Origin of the sequence: Bifidobacterium breve DSM 20213 = JCM 1192 (genome assembly GCF_001025175.1) — a bacterium.
Classification (GTDB): domain Bacteria; phylum Actinomycetota; class Actinomycetes; order Actinomycetales; family Bifidobacteriaceae; genus Bifidobacterium; species Bifidobacterium breve.
Map to the genome: position 1 here is coordinate 2,075,012 of NZ_AP012324.1, position 18,828 is coordinate 2,093,839.

The following is an 18,828-nucleotide window of genomic DNA, read 5'->3' on the forward strand; positions in this document are numbered from 1 at the left end:
ACTGTCTTGGCTCCCCTCAGGGGGGAGCCAAGTTGCTTGCTCACACCTCGTCGGGTACAAACGCCTCGAAGATGTGACGGTCGAAATACGGCTCACATTGAGCAAGCTCCTCACTGGAACGCACGGTCCAGGAAACCGCCGTGGCGCCCATCGAGCGAGCGAGCTTGACCTGCGGCGAAGCACCACCAGTCCAGTCATACGCCACAAAATCAGGACGAGACAACCAATTAAACGCCAGCAGTCCGGCAGTCCATTCAGCCGCACCATGCTTATCCAGCTTTGCCGGCCAGCTCAACTGGCCACGGCACACCTCAGGATGATGCTCCTTGTACCAGTTCACCGCACCCGGGTGGAAGGACTCGACCACGTAAGGCCCGTCATACGCCTCGAGCAACGCATGACCCTTTTCCATCAGCTCTTCGCTGCGCTCGTCCCATGCACGATTATTGCTGAACTTGTATTCCACAATCAGCGGCGCACGACCGGCCACCACGTCCAAAACATCAGAGAACAGCGGCACATGCTGGTAATAGTCTTCCGGGGCTGCGGACGGCGTGACGACCAGAGGCGGATTCTCGCCGGCACCTGGCAGAGGCTCAGCCTTGAGATCGCCGGACTTACCGTTCGGGAACAGCGGGATGCGGGTGAGCTCGTCGTAGGTCAAGTCCTCAATCAACCGCGAATCTCCGGCCACACGCAGCAAATCAGCATCATGCACCACAACCACTTGGCCATCCAGCGTAAGTTGCACGTCAAGTTCTATGCCATAGCCGGCCTCGCACGCGGCAGCGAATGCAGCCAAGGAATTCTCAGGCGCAATCGGACCAGTTGTATCCGCACTGCCATAGCCCGCCTTGATGGCCATGGCACGAGCGAGTGCCACATAATCGTCGTTTTCAGCGATGGATTGCCCCGTGGTATCGGACTGGGCGCTGACGGGATTGTCACCGGCGTAGTCCGCGATATCGGCAACATTCACCAAGCCGGAACCGGCATCATGCAGACCGCGATGCGCATACCAGACCTCGGGAATCGAGGGTACGAAATTGCGGCGCTTGTCATTGAATGTGCGCGGGGCCACGGCCCACACTGCGGCACCTGCGGCGGCCACGCCGGCCAGTACCACGTTTCTCCAGAGCTTCGACGACATTTGAATCCTTCCTGTTGGACTGCCTCTAGCCTAACGCTTCTGCCAGCCATTGTGGAGTGGTTGGATCATCCGGCTTCAACGCACGGTCAGGGTGATTGGCGCGCAGCGGCTCCCAACTGAAATCGGCCAACAGATCGGCGGGTTTGCAAGGGATTGGAGCGGATTGTAAACGTAACAGCCAAGCACAATAGCCAATGATTTGTTCAGGGGTCACGCCACGGGCTCGCAGGGCTCCCATATCCAGAGAACGTTCGCGCTTGGCTAAACGCCGACCGGCCGCGTTGTCGATGAGGGGCAAATGCACATACTTCGGGTGTTCGGCAGATACTCGTGCATCGCTCGCACACTCCGGCCGGAATCCTCCGGCCAGCAGGCATTGGCGAATCCACATCTGCAATGCAGTGGAGCGTAGCAAATCACGGCCACGCACGATGTCGTCAACGCCCATATCCAAATCATCCACAACCACAACAAGCTGATAGCCGAACAGTCCATCAGCTCGGCGAATCACCGAATCGCCCACTTCATGAGGCAAATCGTAATGCTGTGGACCGTAAACACAATCATCAAAACTTGTAATACAGTCGGCAATTCCATCGCCACGCACGGGCGTTGACGCTTCCGATGACGTATATAGGTTCGCAAACGGGCCGTCCGACATTGCCCTCGGTTCTGGCATGGCGATGCGAACGGAGTGCTGGTCGCCGCGAGCTAGTCGGGAATGCACCTCGCCGGGATGATTGCGAAGCAAATGACGGCAGGTGCCGGGATAGACCATGAAACCGTCGCCTTCGTTGGGGGCGGAAGCCGCACGGATATCGGCACGCGAGCAGAAGCAGGGATATAGCACGCCTCGCGAGCGCAAGCACTCCAATGCATATTCGTAGCGTTCTGTGCGTTGGGACTGGAATATCGGCTCGCCGTCCCAGTCAAGGCCCAGCCAACGGAGATCATCCAGCATGAGCCGATCGGCACCGGCAATCACGCGCGGCTTATCCACGTCTTCGATGCGCATCAGCATGCGGTCACCACGAGAGCGGGCCGAAAGCCATGCGGCCAGCATGGCATACACGTTGCCGATATGCATGCGTCCCGATGGTGTCGGCGCAAATCGTCCGGTCACTAGCCCTCCCTTCGTCCGCCAACACTCACTTTCCTACCATATGCAGCAGTAAACACCTTGATATCACGGTTCTTCCACTCTCGGGAAACGCAATTGAGAGGGACCGGGAAGATACTTCCGTTTCGAGGGGCTGATTTCGATGTTGCGGGAGGTCTACTTCCGTTTCAAGGGGCTGGCAGCCAAGTAGGTAAGGCCCCAAAACGGCGGAATGGCGTTGCCATAAAGCCACTGATACTTGCGGTTCAATGGATGAGCAGCCCCTCGAAATGGAAGTAGACCTCCGAAAGAGGGCAAATCAGCCCCTCGAAATCGAGATAGACCCACAAAGACGAAAAGGTGGGTATGACCGCTGCCATCCCCACCTGTTTAAGAGATTTTGCAGAGAAAAACCACTGTTGCGAAGCCGCCCGAACTCCCCTCAGTCAGCTTCGCTGACAGCTCCCCTCGGAGAGGGGAGCCAGTGATTGTCACTTGTCTTCGGAGACGTTGTCTACGCTCATGTCCGGATCGTCGGAGGCAATCTGGTCACTCGCCCAGGCGGAGAGCTCCAGGTGTTCGCCGCCGGTCTGGTCGACGAGCACGGTGTCGCCGTCGTGGACCTTGCCGGCCAGCAACATGCGGGCCAGCTGGTCGCCAACTTCGGTCTGCACCAAGCGACGCAGCGGACGAGCGCCATAGGCCGGGTCGTAGCCGGTGTTGGCCAGCCACTCGCGAGCCGAATCGGTGACGTCCAGCGTGATGCGACGGTCGGTCAGGCGCTGGGCCACGCCCTTGACCTGGATATCCACGATGCCGCCAAGCTCCTCGCGCGTGAGCGGGTGGAACATGACAATATCGTCCAAACGGTTCAGGAACTCCGGCTTGAAGTTCATGTGGACCGCATCCATCACGGCCTTTTTCTTGGCGTCGGCGTCCATGTCCTCGTTCACGAGGAACTGCGAGCCCAAGTTGGAGGTCATGATCAGGATCGTGTTCTTGAAGTCCACGGTCCTGCCCTGACCATCGGTCAGGCGGCCATCATCGAGTACCTGCAGCAGCACGTCGAAGATCTCCGGATTGGCCTTTTCGACCTCATCGAACAGCACCACGGAGTACGGGCGACGGCGCACGGCTTCGGTCAGCTGACCGCCCTGCTCGTAACCCACGTAGCCCGGAGCCGCGCCGATCAGGCGCGAGACCGAAGCCTTCTCCATGTATTCGGACATGTCGATGCGGACCATGGCCTTCTCGTCGTCGAACAGGAAGTCGGCGAGCGCCTTGGCCAGCTCGGTCTTACCCACACCGGTGGGACCAAGGAACAGGAACGATCCGGTCGGACGGTTCGGGTCGGAGATACCGGCACGCGAACGACGCACCGCGTCGGACACGGCGGCGATGGCTTCCTTCTGGCCGATCACGCGCTTGCCGAGGTAGTCCTCCATGTGCAGCAGCTTCTCGTTTTCGCCCTGCATCAGGCGGCCAACGGGAATGCCGGTCCAGTCGGAGACGATTTCAGCCACCGAGTCGGCGTCCACGCGGTCCGGAACCATCGGCTCATCAGCCGGATTCTCGGCACCCGCATCAGCAGATTCGGCATCCGCGCTTTCCGCAGCGGCGAGCTCCTTCTGAATGGCCGGAATCTCTCCGTACAGAATCTTCGAGGCCTCAGCCAGATTTCCCTCACGGGTGAACTTATCCGCCTGCACACGCAGGTCATCGAGCTTGGCACGCAGGTCACCGACCTTGTTATGGCCGGCCTGTTCCGCATCCCAACGCGCCTTGAGGCCGCTGAGCTTCTCACGGGTGTCCGCGAGTTCGGCTTGCAGCTTGCCCAGACGCTCCTTGGACGCGGGATCCTCGGCCTTCTTGAGCTGCATTTCCTCCATCTCGAGACGGGTCACCTTGCGCTGCAGCTCATCGATCTCCTCAGGCGAGGAGTCGAGCTCCATACGCAGGTGGGCAGCCGCCTCATCCACCAGATCGATGGCCTTGTCCGGCAGCTGACGACCCGAAATGTAGCGGTTCGACAGGGTTGCGGCGGCAACCAACGCGTCATCGCCGATTGTTACCTTATGGTGAGCCTCGTAACGCTGCTTCAGGCCACGCAGAATGGCGATGGTGTCTTCCACGGAAGGCTCGCCCACGAACACCTGCTGGAAACGACGCTCCAGTGCCGGATCCTTCTCGATGTTCTCGCGGTACTCGTCCAGCGTGGTCGCGCCGATCAGTCGCAGCTCGCCGCGGGCCAGCATGGGCTTGAGCATATTGCCGGCATCCATGGAGCCTTCGGCCGCACCCGCGCCGACGATGGTATGGATCTCGTCGATGAAGGTGATGATCTGGCCGTCCGCGTTCTTGATTTCGTTGAGCACGCTCTTCAGGCGCTCCTCGAACTCACCACGGTACTTCGAGCCGGCCACCATGGAGCCCAGGTCAAGGGAGATGAGCTTCTTGCCCTGCAGGGTGGTGGGCACGTCGCCCGCCACGATACGCTGGGCCAAGCCCTCCACGACGGCGGTCTTGCCGACGCCAGGCTCACCGATCAGCACAGGATTGTTCTTGGTACGGCGGCTCAGAATCTGAATCACACGGCGAATCTCCTGGTCACGGCCGATGACCGGGTCGAGCTTGCCTTCCTTGGCGGCGGCCGTCAGGTCGGTAGAGTACTTCTCCAAAGCCTTGTACGAGCCTTCCGCGTCCGGGCTGGTGACTTTCGCGCCGCCGCGCACGCCGGGCACAGCCTTACGCAGGGAAGCGGCGGTGACGCCGTTTTTCTCCAGGATTTCAGCCGACTGGTTCGGCTTGCTGGCCGCGATGCCGATGAGCAGGTGCTCGGTGGAGACGTATTCGTCGCCCATCTGCTGCATTTCCTTCTCGGCCTGGGCGATGGCTGCGGTCAGCTGACGGCTGGCCTGCGGCTGCGAAGTGCTGGAGCCGGACGCACTCGGCAGCGCGACCAAAGCGTTACGCACGGCAGCGCCGATGGCCTGTGGGTCTCCGCCCGCGGCCTCGATGAGGGAGCGCACCACGCCGTTTTCCTGACGCAGCAACGCATCCATGACGTGCAGGGTCTCGACCTGCGCGTTTCCTGCGGCGGACGCACTCTGAATCGCGTCGCCGACGGCTTCTTGGGCCATAGTGGTGAACTTCTGTTCCATATCGTATTCCTCCATGTCATGCGTTCCGCTGCGTCTCGTCTTGAGGTTTCGCACGCTCTGCGAGCGCCGTAGCAGACCGCAATGTGTCGTTATCTGATATGCTCAACCGACCTGACGCCTATTCTATTCCCAAAAGTTGAGTGTAAGTGACTCAAGTTTTGGAACCCGCGCAGGTTTTCGAGTGAGGAAGGTTAGAGACGGCGCCAGAAATGGTTAAAAATTGGCCTGTTTTGGGGTTGACCACTCTCAGTCCGCTTCCGCAGACAGCTCTCACCAGCGGGAGCAAGCCTAGACGGGCGTCCACAATATGCGCCGGGAGGCGAAATATGCCCCGCGACACTCCTATACTCGCACTCGGTTTGTTGTGCGCTTGAACCGCTCCCCGACTACTGCGGCTAGCGCGTTGTGGGATAAGAGAAGAACATGATTTTCCAAGCCGGTTCGCTACTGCTCGTTATTATCGGCGCCTACGCACTCAAGCACGTCCATATTTTCGATGAACGCGATTACAGGGTTGTTCAAGGACTGGTGTTCAACCTCACGCTGCCGTGCGCGATTATCCTGTCGTTCGCCACTAACAAGCACGATATGCGCATGCTGTGGATTGTGCTGTTCGGCTTCTTCGCCTGCGCGATTCCGCTGTTCATCGTGTATATCGGATCGCGTGGCGACGAGAAGAACTACCGCGCCTTCCAAATGCTCAACGCCTCGGGACTGAATCTCGGCGCGTTCTGTCTGCCGGTGGTGCAGACCTTTATGGGTGCATCCGCTGGCTTGCCGATCATCATGCTCGATATCGGCAACGCCACCGTGGCCACGGCAGGTTCACTGACCATCACGCGCACGCTGCTGCATATGGACGAGAACTTCAAATCGCTGCCGCTTATCCTGCGCCTGCGCAACATTGCCCGTGATTTTCTGAGTTCGATTTCGTTCGACATCTACATGCTGATGCTGGTGTTCATGTTCCTGCACATCACGATTCCGCAGCCTATCGTCACAATCATTACGCCATTTGCCAACGCGAACGCTTTCTGCGCCATGGCGATGATCGGACTCATGATGGAGATTCCAGACAACCGTAAAGACAAGGTGGAGCTGGGCAAGGTAATCACCTGGCGTATGGTGTTCGGCGCAATTATCGCCGTAGCGGCATGGTTCCTGCTGCCGTTTGACATGAGAATCCGCGAAATCATCGTGCTGGGCTCCTTTGCCCCAATCACGATTTTCTCGACCAAGTTCACCGATTCGTTGACCGGCAATGCCAAGCTCGCCGGCTTCTCATTAACAGTGACGGCCATCATCAGCTTGGCGGTGATGACCGTCTTGCACGCGCTTCTACCGGGAGCGTAAGGCGCGTTCTTGGCTCCCCTCTCCGAGGGGAGCCAGAAACACCTACGCCCGCACAATCACGTTGCGCAGATCGCCAATACCCTCGACGTGCACAATGGTCTCGTCACCGGGATCAAGATGACCGGAAGCATTCGGCGTACCGGTCATGATTACGTCGCCGGGCAGCAGTGTGGAGAAGCTGGAGATTGCGGCGATCTGCTCAGGGATGCCGTGAATCAGGTTTGCGGTAGTACCGGATGCCATCGGCACGTCCTCGCCGTTCAGCGTGAACGAAATCTCGGCGTCCTTCCAATTCAGGTCATCGCGCATCACAATCCACGGGCCGAGCGGGCAGGAGGTATCGAATCCCTTGGCTCGCGTCCATGTGGGATCGATGCCCTGCAGGTCGCGCAGCGTCACGTCGTTCACGCAGGTGAAGCCAAGCACGTAATCCATTGCGTTCTCAACGGATACGTTCTTGGCAATACGACCCATCACCACGGCCACTTCCGGCTCGAAGTTCATGTCCTTGGAGCAGGCCGGGTACACGATCGGATCATCGGGGCCAATCACCGAGGTGGACGGCTTGGTGAAAATCACCATGTTCTCAGGCGCATGGGCGATTTCCGAATGGCCGGCCTCGTGCATGAACTGGGCGTGCGCCTCATAGTTCTTGGCCAGACCGTAGACCTTGGAAGGAATCACTGGAGAAAGTAGGCGGATGCCATCGCCATCAACCGGGTAACGATTACCGGTAGGAGTGACTTGGCCGCCGGCCAGCGGATGACCGTCCAGCTCGATGAGGTAGTCCTTGCCGTCCGTTTCGTCCTTCTGCACGAAGGCGTAGCGCGGCGAATCATTCAAAGAAAAACGTGCGAGTCTCATGACTCCAAGACTACGCCCAGCCCGCGCCCGGCAACGACTATTCCTCTCACGGCCGGTCAATGCCACGCCGCAGGAATCTCATCACCTATTCATTCGCTGATGGAAACCGCTGGAGAGTAGACGGTAAAAGCAGGGGACCATTCCGACACGCCATTCAGCTGCTCAAGCGCACGATCCAAATCATCGATATCGATATCGCCAGAATCGTCGTAGTCGTACTGGCCGTCATAATAGTACGAATCATACTGATCGTCCATGTCGTCGTATCTGCTGTATGAATAATCCGACCGCAAATCATTCGTCACGGCATCGACCATACCCGAAAAGAGACCGACGATAATCATCACAATCATCAGCAGATAGATGCCCAGCTTTGCCACGCTGATGATGATGCCCGCAATGGCCAAGCCTTTGCCTTTGCCGTCCTGCCGTTTGATCTGGTTCAAGCCGATGATGCTGAAAATCAAACCGATGATTGAGGTAAAGAACGAGCAGACAAAGCCCGCAATGGCAAACCCGTTGTACTGCTGATTGGCCGCTGGGGGCATGTAGCCATACTGCTGGGCATAGGGCTGGCTGTAGTTCGGATTGTACTGCTGCCCATACGGCGTTCCGCCTTGAGCGTACGGATTGTACGGTGTCTGCGGAGGCACGGAACCGCCACCAGGATAAGTATCATTGGGCTGCTGGGATCCAGCCTCGCCGGATGGATTTGCAGCACCCGAATCGGATTCAGATGAAGGCGCCGGAGCCTGCTCGGGCTGCCACGGCGACTGCCCCGAACCGGCATAAGGATTGGTGTTGGAATCAGTCATAGCCTCTGCTCCTTCAGCTTGCGCACGCCTCGCGATGAGGCATGACTTTCATTCTATCCCCAGTGACAATCGTAACGAAAGACGCGCGAGAATACGACATCCCCTTTCTACAGCCCCTAGCAATCGAACTCCTACACGGTTAGACTTGTGATATGAGACATCGTCGTTTTGCCATGGTGCTTCTCGTACCGCTGATTGCGCTACTCGCTTCTTGCGGGACGCCCCAATCTGCGCCGACCACTGAACCAAAAAAGCAGCAATCCTCGCAGACTCCCAAGAGCAACAGCAACACGGATTTCAATCAGCAGAAGACTGTTGTTGATGACCCAACCCAGGGCGACTGGACAGACGCCTACTCCGGCCCCAGTAATCTGGACGGGGAGCTTGACGAAGCATGGCTGGATTGCGCACCGCACAATGCGCCCGATCCCGAGGCATTCTCCTGGAAGAGGTCTACAGATCACAGCAAAGTGTGGATGCACGCCACCGAGGGCGGTATGGATGGCTCGTCACAGCGCTCCTGCATGGCCGATGAACTGGATATTGCGGACACCGCAGATCTCAGCGACTCGTGGACTGTGACGTCGCTGGGAGATTATGACCGTTATCAGAAGCACAGCGGCAACGTCATTAATATCGTCTGGCAATACAGCGACGCAGTCAAAAAGTCGCTCACCATGGAATCTGATTCGTATCGCGTCACCTTGCCCTACTCGTGGCACAACAAAATCACCACCTCGGTGGACGGCAGCACCATCACCGTCACCGACCGAGAACACCCGAAATATGCGCTATGCACGTTCCAAGTCTCGGATTCCAGCAACGCCGGAGACATAGGTACCAGCCTCATCCAGAAATATCAGGCTGGCAACACCCCCGTGCAGATGTGGGCCACACGATGGGCATTTGTCGCCGCCTCCGACCCGGCCTCCATTTCGGCGGACGATGCTGAAGACGTTACCGATCTGCAAACCGGAGGCACCGTTGAATATGACTCCATCTCCGCCCAGATTCGTGCCGGAGACACCTCAGGCGTATTCGCCATAGACGACTACCTCAAAGCGCACATCGCCGTCAGCGGTTTGTAGTCACCCCAAAGAATCAACAAGTCCGAAGCCGTCATGATTATCGTTGGCATAATCATGACGGCTTCGGACTTGGGGTTGGATTCGTTGCGTAATCGCGCAATCGGCTGTTACTTGGCCAGCAGCGGTGCGACCCGCTCCTCGTAAGCGGTGAGGGCGGTGTCGATCACGTTGTGCATGTCGTAGTACTTGTAAGTGCCGAGGCGGCCGCCGAACACGGTGTTCGGCTCGGCCTTGGCCTTGGCCTCGTACTGGGCGTACAGCGCCTTGTCCGCGTCGGTGTTGACCGGGTAGTACGGCTCGTCGCCGCGCTCGGCGAAACGGCTGTACTCCTCCCACACCACGGTCCTGTCCGGGTTCTGGGAGTCGTGGCGCTCCGGGTTGAAGTTCTTGAACTCGATGGCTCGGGTGTAGGGCACGTCCGCGTCGGAGAAGTTCATCACCGGGCATCCGAAGTGGTCGCCCTCGTCGTAGCGGACCTCCTTGAAGTCCACCGTGCGCCACTTGAGGTCGCCCAGCTCGTAGTCGAAATAGCGGTCCACCGGACCCGTGTACACCACCGGCACGCCCGCGGCCTTGAGCGCGGTCTTGTTGTACGGCTGGGACTCGTCAAAGAAGTCCACGCCCAGCTCCACGGTGATGCGCGGGTCGTCGATCATGCGCTCCATCCACTTGGTGTAGCCGTCCGCGGGCAGGCCCTCCCACGTGTCCTTGAAGTAGCGATTGTCGTAGTTGAAGCGCACGGGCAAGCGTTTGATGATGGCGGCCGGCAGCTCGGAGGGGTCGGTCTGCCACTGCTTGCCGGTGTAGTTCTTGATGAACGCCTCGTACAGCGGGCGGCCGATCAGCTGGATGCCCTTGTCGTTGAGGTTCTGCGGATCAGTGCCGGCCAGCTCGCCCGCCTGCTCGGCGATGAGCTTCTGCGCCTCGGCCGGCGTGTAGTGGGCATGGAAGAACTGGTTGATGGTACCCAGGTTGATGGGCAGCGGGTAGACCTCGCCATCGTGCGTGGCGTACACGCGGTGCACATAGTTGGTGAAGCTCGTAAAGCGGTTCACGTAGTCCCACACACGCTTGTTGGAGGTATGGAACAGATGAGCGCCGTACTTGTGGATCTCCGCGCCCGTCTCCTCATCGATATACGAGTATGCGTTGCCGCCGATGTGGTCGCGCACGTCGATGATGTGCACGCGAGCGCCGGTGTGCTCCACCGCCTGCTGCGCCACCGTCAGACCGAACAGGCCTGCGCCAACGATAACGAGATCGGGATACTGGGTGGTTTCGGAATTGTTCGGCACACCGGCCATAGCAAGCAACCTTTCACAGGTCATGTTCGTTTTACCGAAAACCCATGTTACCCGAAAGCAAGAAAACAACCAACAAAACCAAGCACACAATAATGCATATCGCCAGCAAAGCAAGCAAGTTTATTTTTTCGAATATTTCGTTTATTATGGTATCCGAGCAATGCCACAACAATAAAATCCCGACGAAGAGGATAACCAATGAGCACGCGCAGCATCTCAGAGAGCTCCGCGACTTATCTGCCGAACGCAGAAGACCGACGACAGCTCATTGACATCAAGGAATCCCTATCCGCCCTCCAGGAAGAAACACAGCAGCTACTCGATAAACAGTTTGATGCCATGGCAGCCCAGAACGATTTTCCCGTGGCAATGCTGAAAGTGCCCGGCTCTCCCGACCGTCCGCTGACACCCGAGCTCGCAGACGTGCTGTTCAAAGTTGCCGACCAGCTTTCCCGAGGCAAGGCTATATTCGTTGCCCCATATGACACCAAACTCACCACGCAGGACGCCGCCGACTATCTCGGCATCTCCCGCCCCACATTGGTAAAACTGCTGGAGCAAGGCGACATTCCATTCACTCGCGTAGGCAGACATAGGCGAGTTATGCTGTCTGATTTACAGCATTACGCCGTTACGCAGCACGATAAAAACATGCAGATTTTTGATGCCATCGCCGCAGATGAAGATCCTCGCGCAACACTCGACAACCCGCTGATTTCGTAAAGCACCAAGACCAACGGTAAAGGAGCGCGCGACATGAGTTTCCCCGTTTTCTTCGATACTTGCGCGCTCTTTGGCGAGCTTGTCAATGATTTGATTCTCCGCCTTGTCGAAGAGCAAGCATTGCTGAGTCACAAGCGGTATTCACAAATGCCAGAAGATTATGCATACATACTTCAGCACAGCGGAGTGCCGAAACTCGCACGCCATATCTACCCAACTCTCGATGCATTGAACGGGAACTAATGGTGGCGAACGTTCTATTGGTATCGTATTTGTACAAAGGAATAGTACATGGGCTTATCGCCAAGTCTGCCGAAGTACAATTTGCGCAATGTAAGTCAGACATGGGGCTGCGGACGTTTTCTTGGAGACCGAACGGAAAGATTTTCGTATGTCCGGTCTTGAGGAACGAGAGCGTGCGGTGGAGTTGTATTTCACCACGCCGATGACGACGGCCCAGGTGGTGGAGCATCTGGGTTATCCGACCAGGCAGTGTCTGGAGCGTTGGCTGGCGATGGATTCCCGGTATGCTGGCCATATGGCCAAACCCATCATCCCACTGGAGACCAGGCGAAGGGCAGTCGAGCTGGTGCTGGGCGGCATGCAGCAGAAGCAGGCCGCCAAACAGCTCGGCGTGAGCGTCGGCGCGGTGCATGGCTGGGTCAGGGCGTACCGCAAGGGCGGCATGGCCGCGTTGCAGCCCAAAAACAGGAACTCCGCGCAGGGCAATAAGCCCGCGGACTCCCGCCGCCGGCCGTCCGCAGCCGATGATGATGACGCGGAGGCTTTGCGCCGCAGGGTCGAGGAACTGGAGCCGGGGGAACGCGTTGATGCGGGAGGTGGTGGAGGTCGTAAAAAAAGACCCCGGCGCCGACCTGCGGCGCCTGTCGAACAGGGAGAAGACCCTGTTGATCGACCGGTTGAGGCCGGCGTATTCGCCCGGCTCGATGACATGCTTGCCCGGCATCGCGCCCGGCGGCCACCTACTGCCACCACGCCCGGCTCGGCGTTGACAAGTACGCCGGACTCAGGGCAGAGGTGGCCGGGGCGTTCGCCGATTCCAAGGGCAGGTACGGGTACCGCAGGATCAAGGCGGTGCTCAAGACCGGCGTATCGGAGAAGGCGGTCCGCAGGATCATGGCGGAGGAAGGGCTCGTGGCGCACGCGCCCAAGCGACGCAGGTACGGTTCCTACGAGGGCGAGACGACGCCGGCTCCCGCCAATCTCGTCGACCGGGACTTCACGGCCGAGCGTCCGAACGAGAAGTGGCTGACGGACATCAGCGAGATCAAGGCCAGGGACGGGAAGGTGTACCTCTCGCCGATGATCGACTGCTTCGATGGCAAGATCGTCGCATACACCGCCGGCTTCAGCCCCAACGCGGAGCTCGCCAACAGGATGCTGGAGAAAGCGGCCTCGACGCTGCCGGGGAACGCGCGTCCCCTGGTGCATTCCGACCGTGGATGCCACTGCCGGTGGCCCGGATGGCTCGGGCTCATGGAACGCTTCGGGCTGACGCGCTCCATGAGCGCGAAGGGCTGTTCGCCGGACAACGCGGCCGCGGAGGGATTCTTCGGCAGGATGAAGACCGAGGCGGTCTACCCCGAGAAGTGGGAGGAACACACCCGCAACGAGGTGCTCGCCTTGGTCGATGAGTACATACGCTGGTACAACCACGAGCGCATCAAACAGTCGCTTGGTTGGATGAGCCCGGTACAATACCGTCAAAGCCAAGGAATGGCTGCGTGATTATCTCCAAGAAAACGTCCGCAGCCCCCATTGCCTGCCCGCAAAACAAGAAAACCACCGCACCAAGTTTTGCAGGCAGACATTGCATGTCAGACGGGCGCACTAACGCCCTCGTCAAAGACCGCTACTCATAGTTGCGGTGTCGGGCCGCCATTTCCGCGTACCCAATATTATCGCGCTCATGCAGTCCGTACACGATGGCATCAAGCAGAATCCACGACGCTGTTTCCCATAATGTGCCCATGGGTTGCACAGTCGGCACCAAATCGCCAGAGCCCTTATACACAGATGCAGGAATGAACACCACATGATCGGCTAAACGCGCAGCATCGCTATTCGGCACGCCAGTAACGCATACCACCGTTGCACCAGTATCTTTAGCCAATTGTGCAATGGTCAACAGATGTGCAATCTGCCCTGATCCGCAGGTGAAGAAAAATACATCTCCCTCACTCAGCGCCGGAGCAGTATCATCCCATACCCAGTGGCTATCGTAACCGAGATGCATGAGACGCATGCAAAACGCCCGGCAAGTAAGCCCTTCACGCCCAACACCAGCACAAACAATGCGACGCGCGGACTGCAGAACGGGAAGGACTGCATTCACCGCCCGATAGTCCAGATGATCGAAAGTCTGCCTCAGCTCAGTCAGAATACCTTCCGTCTGCGCTACGTCGACTACACCTTTAGATAATTCACTCATTGTTGACCTCCTTGGTTTTGACCGAAGCGGAAGCAGTATCCGCCGCGGCTTTCACTGTGCGCCCTGTCCGGTTTGCTCGCAGTTCAAACGCCCGGCTCAGCACCATGACAATCACCAGAGCAGAACCCCAAGCAAGGTTCTTGACGAACGGGGAGAAATTGAGAATGGTGAATCCAGTCTGCAGCACCTGCAACATAATCACTGCCAACAGCAGATTGCCAAACCGACCACGGCCGCCAAACGGGTCAAAGCCGGCAAGCACCACGACCAGAAGAGCCTGCAACAGGTACGTTTCACCGAAACCAACACGCGCGGAATTAACTCGAGCAACCATGACCATCGCAGCCAAACCTACGAAAATGCCTGCCGCAGCATAGGTGAGGACCAACGTTCGGTTGACGCGATGCCCCGAGAACAGCGATGCCACCGGATTGGAACCGTAGAAATATAGTTCACGACCGTATCTCGTGCGGCTGGTTATCCAGCCAACAACGAGATAGCACACCAATCCGAGGAGGAACACCACCGGTACGCCGGCGACCGTAGAAATGCCCAGCATCGCGTAATCCAGCACGCCAACACCAATTGATGAACCGTTGGTTGCCGCAGAAGCTATTCCCGTAAACAACAGCTGAGTACCCAACGTCGCCACAATCGGATTGACGCCGGCTAACGAGACAAGAAGACCGTTCACCATGCCGCAAACCACCGTTGCGACGATGCCCAGCAACACCGCCACAGCAATTGAGACCCGCGGCGAACCGAGACGACCCATTTCGCTTCCCGACAACATCCACGCGATGATAATTGCGGAAACGTTCATATTAGCAACCACCGAAAGGTCGATGCCACCAGTGAGCATCACAATGCCCATGGCGAGCGCCAGAAACATGAACTCGCCAATCTGGAATCCCATGGATTGCAATGTACCGACGTTGTACAGCGTATTGCCAAGCAGGATATAAAACCCTAGGCAAACCACCACAACGGCTCCATAGAGCACCTTGCTGGAACGGTCCACGCCGCTCCACCACTCGGCAATCGGGTTGCTGCGAGGGCTGCGCCCCGACTTGCTTTTCGTTTGCTGTGCCATGATGATCACCTCAGACCAGGAAAGACATGTTACGACGGTTGCGGCGCTTTTCGCCGTAATAGATGACGACCACCGCCGCGATCATAACCGCGCCGATGAACAGGTTGTTCCACGAGGATTGGATACCCATGAACACCAGAGTGTTGTTCAGCAACTGCACCAAGGCAACACCTAGGAACGTACCCAGCAGGGTGCCATAACCACCAGTGATTCTGGTACCTCCAATAACCACTGCAGCAATCACCGTCAGTTCAGTACCCATAATGCTGGTCGGATCAACAAACTTGAGGTTCGAAAACGAGATGATAGCCATCAGCGCAGCCAGCACACCCATGAGCGGATATATGAACAACTTGATGTGCAATGGCGATAATCCCGCTCGCCTTGCAGATTCCTCGGAATTGCCAATTGCATAAACACTGTGTCCCAGTGTGGTGTGATTCATCACGAACCACACTGCCGCGTATACGATCACCGCGATGAGGAAGAAGCCCGCAATGCCGTTTTGCTGCCCTTTGACGGTGAAAGAAATCACGTTCCATCTACCAAAGCTCAACATTGATTTCGGCATCTGGCTTATCGTCACCGGTTTAGTGCCCACCAACGTAGTCATTAGACCATAGAAAATCGATGACGTACCAAGCGTCACAATGAACGTGGGCAATTCCAGCCAATGGATGAGCAGCGCGTTGACAGTACCGAGCAATGCGCCAATAAGCGCTGCGACAACCACGATGAACAGCATCGAATCAATACCCGTTCGCACGGCAATGACCACCGACGTATAGCCAGACATAATCGCCACCGCCGGAAACGACACATCAATGCCACCCGCAATCATGATTACATACACGCCAGCCGCGAGTATCGCCATACCGGTGCCGTTGCGAGTCAGATCGGCAAGCGTACCGAGCGAAAGGAAATTGGGGTTGATTACGGAGACGATAATCGCATATGCCACGATGATGACCATTAGGGTCTTTTCCATGGAATTGAATTTCTTGGCCCTGAGCAGCGGGACCTTATCGGCTTGCCGCGTCATCAAGCCACCTCCTTGTTAGTCGGATGGGCAGCCACATCAACTACTCCAACACCATTGCGATCAGCATTACGGTAGATGGCAGAGAAACCTGGCTTGAGCTGCTCGCCACTAAGTTCCGTGGTTACCGCACCCTGCACGAATATGGCAATACGGTTACAAACAGCCAGCAACTCTTCTTCCTCGTCGGAAATCACCAGAATGGCAATTCCCCGTGAAGATAGCTGCCGAATGATCTCGTATATCTGCGATTTGGATCCGACATCCACACCCACAGTCGGCGAGTCAAGAATAAGTAGCTTCGGCGCAGTGGCCACCCATTTTCCTAGCAGCACCTTCTGCTGGTTGCCGCCAGACAGCGATTGCGCCAGCAGCGCCAAGTCACGGGTGTTGACTTGCAGGTTCACTAATGTGTCTTCACCGATCTGACGTTCCTTTTTAACATTGACCACGCCGAATCTGCTTGAGATTCTTTCCAGCACGCTAGCCGCACTGTTCTGCAGCAGATTGCGGTCAAGAAACAGCCCTTCGCGATGCCTGTCTTCGGGCACTAAGGCAATGCCATTGGCAATAGCATCACGAGGATTGCGAATAGCTGCAGGCTGACCGTCGATAGCTATGCTGCCACCGGTCAACGCATTGAGACCGAAGAGAGTAAGAGCGGTTTCCGTGCGTCCCGATCCCAATAGACCACTCATACCAACAACCTCGCCTGCCTGTACCCTCAATGTCACATCAGACACTTTCGAAGCCTTGACATGTTTCATCTCGAGCACCGGTGTGGCATCAGCTACGATATGGTTCTCGGGAACACCAAATTCCACGTCATGCCCGGTCATCAACGCGGACAGCTTGCGGCTATCGAGCTGCGAAGCCTGATATGTACCGATTACTTCACCGGAACGGAACACCGTGATACGGTCAGCCACGGAAAACACTTCATCGAGCTTGTGCGAAATGAAAATAACCGACACCCCGGATGCCTTGAGCGCGCCAATGGTACGGAGCAGACTGTCCACTTCAGTAGAGGTCAGCGCGGTAGTCGGTTCATCCATAAAGATGACCTTCGCGTTCAACGCCAAAGCTCTGGCAATAGCAACCTGCTGCTTGGACGCCATGGATAGGTTCTCCACGCGGGCGTCCAAATCGAGATCAGCGCCAATTCGCGCCATTGCTTTGCGCGATACATCTTCGGCATATTGAGGATTGATTAGCGATCTATGGTGATGAACATGCTCAGGCAGACAGATGTTATCCCGAACGCTCATGGTGCCGAACAACGAGAGATCCTGATGGATCACCGCTATACCCAGACCGATTGCCTGCCGCGCGGTTAGGCTCTCGTATGGCGTGCCATCCACCGTGATAACTCCCCCGTTGGGTGTCAGCACACCCGAAAGAATCTTCACGATGGTAGATTTACCGGAACCGTTCTCGCCGGCTAGACAGTGCACTTCACCGCCGACAATGTCCACGTTCACATGCTTGAGCGCCTGCACACCGCCAAAGTTCTTGGAGATATCCGTAGCCTGCAATCGCATGTTCATCACCTTGCTTTCTTGATTTACTGGTGGTTGGCCAAGTGGCTACGACAATCTAGAAGGGATACTTGCCGTCCGCGTAATCGCCCTTCTTCAACACCAGAGGGGCGTCACCATAAACCTGATGACCTTTGACCTCAACACTGCCATAGCCATCCGCCTTCAAATCAAGGCCGGTCTCGATGGATTCACCTTTGACCTTGTCATAAGCCAGCTGGAGCGCGGCATATCCGGCATCGGCCGGACGCCAAGTCTGTGCATACTGTACCCAGCCCTCATCGATGTAGGGCATGTCCACAGAGGGAATACCGAGAGAGGAAACGTAGATATTCTTGTTGTTGCGTTCCTTGAGCACAGCGGCCATATTGGAGCCAGCCGAAACGGAGGTGCCAAAGAAGCCCGTGATATCTGGGTGGGCATTGAGGATTTCGGTAGCAACCTTGCGCGCAGTGTCATCGTCGTTGTTGTCCTCATAGGGCTCATCCGAGACGAACTCAATGTCTGGGTAATCCTTTTCCAGCATGCTCTTGCAGGAGTTGTACCAAGCCATATGCGTTTCCATGGTCTTAGAACCGACCACAGCTGCAAGCTTGCCTTTACCACCCATGCCTTCAGCCAATGGCTTGCAGAACGCTTCACCAAAGTCCGTGTTCTGGAAGGCCTCAATGTCATAATCAACGTCGTCAGCAATATTGCTTGCCTCATGAGCGATTACGACAATGCCCTTGGCCTTGGCCTGCTTAATCACCGGCTTGAGCGCCTGTGGATCATTCGGAACCACAACAATAGCGTCCACGTCCTGCGAGATGAGGTCCGATACCATTTGCACCTGTTTTGCGGAATCGCCTGAATCCGGCGCAATCTGCTTGACATCGACCTTGCCTGCATTGTCTTTGCCAAACTGCTCAACACCGGTCCGCATGTCATCGAACCACGGGATACCTTCTTGCTTGGCTACCAACACCATCTTGACGGTATCTCCACTCGACTTGCTGCCGCCCACTAATCCACCTGATCCACAGGCTGCCATGGGTACGAGGCATGCAACCGCAAGCCCTGCCGCCAACGTTGTTTTCAGTGTGTTACGCATCTTGTGTCTCCTTTGATATGTAGATGCTTATTTCTCCGATTGTTTAGTTATGACTT

General features: G+C 57.1%; 16 protein-coding genes and 1 pseudogene. 6 read left to right on the forward strand and 11 right to left on the reverse strand.

Annotated elements, in window-relative coordinates:
• Positions 1-40 precede the first annotated feature (40 nt).
• The 3 genes from BBBR_RS09110 to clpB all read right to left on the reverse strand — a co-directional run bounded on the left by BBBR_RS09110 (position 41) and on the right by clpB (position 5,410).
• Positions 41-1,150: a glycerophosphodiester phosphodiesterase family protein gene (locus tag BBBR_RS09110; protein ID WP_003829687.1), complete on the reverse strand. Its 1,110-nt coding sequence runs from the start codon at positions 1,148-1,150 to the stop codon at positions 41-43.
• Positions 1,151-1,175: 25 nt separating this feature from the next.
• The gene (gluQRS, locus tag BBBR_RS09115) at positions 1,176-2,273 is read right to left on the reverse strand and encodes a tRNA glutamyl-Q(34) synthetase GluQRS (RefSeq protein ID WP_032738287.1); all 1,098 of its coding nucleotides are present in this window, start codon (positions 2,271-2,273) and stop codon (positions 1,176-1,178) included.
• A gap of 467 nt (positions 2,274-2,740) precedes the next feature.
• Positions 2,741-5,410, reverse strand: coding sequence for an ATP-dependent chaperone ClpB (gene clpB / locus BBBR_RS09120; RefSeq protein WP_032738335.1), 2,670 nt, complete (start codon positions 5,408-5,410; stop codon positions 2,741-2,743).
• Positions 5,411-5,833: 423 nt separating this feature from the next.
• On the opposite strand from clpB, the gene BBBR_RS09125 reads away from it, so the two are divergent.
• Entirely contained in the window at positions 5,834-6,763 is a 930-nt protein-coding gene (locus BBBR_RS09125; protein WP_003829684.1) for an AEC family transporter, read from the forward strand.
• Between the two features lie 42 nt (positions 6,764-6,805).
• On the opposite strand, the gene BBBR_RS09130 is transcribed toward BBBR_RS09125, so the two are convergent.
• Both BBBR_RS09130 and BBBR_RS09135 read right to left on the reverse strand, forming a co-directional pair.
• Complete coding sequence (locus BBBR_RS09130) at positions 6,806-7,627, reverse strand: fumarylacetoacetate hydrolase family protein (RefSeq protein ID WP_003829683.1); 822 nt, start codon at positions 7,625-7,627, stop codon at positions 6,806-6,808.
• Positions 7,628-7,716: 89 nt separating this feature from the next.
• Positions 7,717-8,442 carry a DUF4190 domain-containing protein gene (locus tag BBBR_RS09135; protein WP_032738286.1) on the reverse strand — a complete coding sequence of 242 codons (726 nt, stop codon included), beginning with the start codon at positions 8,440-8,442 and terminating at the stop codon, positions 7,717-7,719.
• Between the two features lie 152 nt (positions 8,443-8,594).
• On the opposite strand from BBBR_RS09135, the gene BBBR_RS09140 reads away from it, so the two are divergent.
• Positions 8,595-9,530, forward strand: a complete 936-nt coding sequence (locus BBBR_RS09140) for a hypothetical protein (RefSeq protein WP_225851396.1) — start codon at positions 8,595-8,597, stop codon at positions 9,528-9,530.
• Between the two features lie 107 nt (positions 9,531-9,637).
• Here the strand turns inward: BBBR_RS09140 and glf are convergent, their stop codons facing one another.
• A complete protein-coding gene (gene glf, locus BBBR_RS09145) occupies positions 9,638-10,834 on the reverse strand; it encodes a UDP-galactopyranose mutase (RefSeq protein WP_032738285.1) in 1,197 nt (398 codons plus the stop codon).
• Positions 10,835-11,032: 198 nt separating this feature from the next.
• Between glf and BBBR_RS09150 the strand changes: the two genes are divergently transcribed.
• From BBBR_RS09150 to BBBR_RS11170, 4 genes and pseudogenes are all read left to right on the forward strand, one after another.
• Entirely contained in the window at positions 11,033-11,557 is a 525-nt protein-coding gene (locus BBBR_RS09150) for a helix-turn-helix domain-containing protein (RefSeq protein WP_003829677.1), read from the forward strand.
• Positions 11,558-11,590: 33 nt separating this feature from the next.
• Positions 11,591-11,800, forward strand: coding sequence for a hypothetical protein (locus BBBR_RS09155; protein ID WP_003829676.1), 210 nt, complete (start codon positions 11,591-11,593; stop codon positions 11,798-11,800).
• A 358-nt stretch (positions 11,801-12,158) separates the two neighbouring features.
• Positions 12,159-12,227: pseudogene (locus BBBR_RS11165) on the forward strand (helix-turn-helix domain-containing protein); the annotation flags it as partial.
• A 368-nt stretch (positions 12,228-12,595) separates the two neighbouring features.
• Entirely contained in the window at positions 12,596-13,306 is a 711-nt protein-coding gene (locus BBBR_RS11170; protein WP_047928392.1) for an IS3 family transposase, read from the forward strand.
• Between the two features lie 124 nt (positions 13,307-13,430).
• Here BBBR_RS11170 and BBBR_RS09170 read toward each other — a convergent pair whose 3' ends face one another.
• Genes BBBR_RS09170 through BBBR_RS09190 form a run of 5 tightly spaced genes read right to left on the reverse strand, consistent with a single transcriptional unit; the run spans position 13,431 to position 18,772 of the window.
• Complete coding sequence (locus BBBR_RS09170; protein WP_003829670.1) at positions 13,431-14,009, reverse strand: SIS domain-containing protein; 579 nt, start codon at positions 14,007-14,009, stop codon at positions 13,431-13,433.
• On the reverse strand, positions 14,002-15,102 hold the full coding sequence (locus BBBR_RS09175) for an ABC transporter permease (protein ID WP_003829669.1): 1,101 nt from the start codon (positions 15,100-15,102) through the stop codon (positions 14,002-14,004). Before BBBR_RS09175 ends, BBBR_RS09170 begins: the two co-directional genes overlap by 8 nt.
• A 10-nt stretch (positions 15,103-15,112) precedes the next feature.
• Positions 15,113-16,144, reverse strand: a complete 1,032-nt coding sequence (locus BBBR_RS09180; RefSeq protein ID WP_003829668.1) for an ABC transporter permease — start codon at positions 16,142-16,144, stop codon at positions 15,113-15,115.
• On the reverse strand, positions 16,144-17,682 hold the full coding sequence (locus tag BBBR_RS09185; RefSeq protein ID WP_016462676.1) for a sugar ABC transporter ATP-binding protein: 1,539 nt from the start codon (positions 17,680-17,682) through the stop codon (positions 16,144-16,146). Before BBBR_RS09185 ends, BBBR_RS09180 begins: the two co-directional genes overlap by 1 nt.
• A 55-nt stretch (positions 17,683-17,737) precedes the next feature.
• Positions 17,738-18,772, reverse strand: a complete 1,035-nt coding sequence (locus BBBR_RS09190; RefSeq protein ID WP_016462677.1) for an autoinducer 2 ABC transporter substrate-binding protein — start codon at positions 18,770-18,772, stop codon at positions 17,738-17,740.
• Positions 18,773-18,828: the final 56 nt, after the last annotated feature.

Coding starts and splice junctions, on each gene's coding strand:
- BBBR_RS09155 (WP_003829676.1), top strand. CDS start 11,591: ATGAGTTTCCCCGTTTTCTTCGATACTTGCGCGCTCTTTGGCGAGCTT.
- BBBR_RS09130 (WP_003829683.1), bottom strand. CDS start 7,627: ATGAGACTCGCACGTTTTTCTTTGAATGATTCGCCGCGCTACGCCTTC.
- BBBR_RS09190 (WP_016462677.1), bottom strand. CDS start 18,772: ATGCGTAACACACTGAAAACAACGTTGGCGGCAGGGCTTGCGGTTGCA.
- BBBR_RS09150 (WP_003829677.1), top strand. CDS start 11,033: ATGAGCACGCGCAGCATCTCAGAGAGCTCCGCGACTTATCTGCCGAAC.
- glf (WP_032738285.1), bottom strand. CDS start 10,834: ATGGCCGGTGTGCCGAACAATTCCGAAACCACCCAGTATCCCGATCTC.
- BBBR_RS09170 (WP_003829670.1), bottom strand. CDS start 14,009: ATGAGTGAATTATCTAAAGGTGTAGTCGACGTAGCGCAGACGGAAGGT.
- BBBR_RS09125 (WP_003829684.1), top strand. CDS start 5,834: ATGATTTTCCAAGCCGGTTCGCTACTGCTCGTTATTATCGGCGCCTAC.
- BBBR_RS09180 (WP_003829668.1), bottom strand. CDS start 16,144: ATGACGCGGCAAGCCGATAAGGTCCCGCTGCTCAGGGCCAAGAAATTC.
- clpB (WP_032738335.1), bottom strand. CDS start 5,410: ATGGAACAGAAGTTCACCACTATGGCCCAAGAAGCCGTCGGCGACGCG.
- BBBR_RS09185 (WP_016462676.1), bottom strand. CDS start 17,682: ATGCGATTGCAGGCTACGGATATCTCCAAGAACTTTGGCGGTGTGCAG.
- BBBR_RS09140 (WP_225851396.1), top strand. CDS start 8,595: ATGAGACATCGTCGTTTTGCCATGGTGCTTCTCGTACCGCTGATTGCG.
- BBBR_RS09135 (WP_032738286.1), bottom strand. CDS start 8,442: ATGACTGATTCCAACACCAATCCTTATGCCGGTTCGGGGCAGTCGCCG.
- BBBR_RS09110 (WP_003829687.1), bottom strand. CDS start 1,150: ATGTCGTCGAAGCTCTGGAGAAACGTGGTACTGGCCGGCGTGGCCGCC.
- BBBR_RS09175 (WP_003829669.1), bottom strand. CDS start 15,102: ATGGCACAGCAAACGAAAAGCAAGTCGGGGCGCAGCCCTCGCAGCAAC.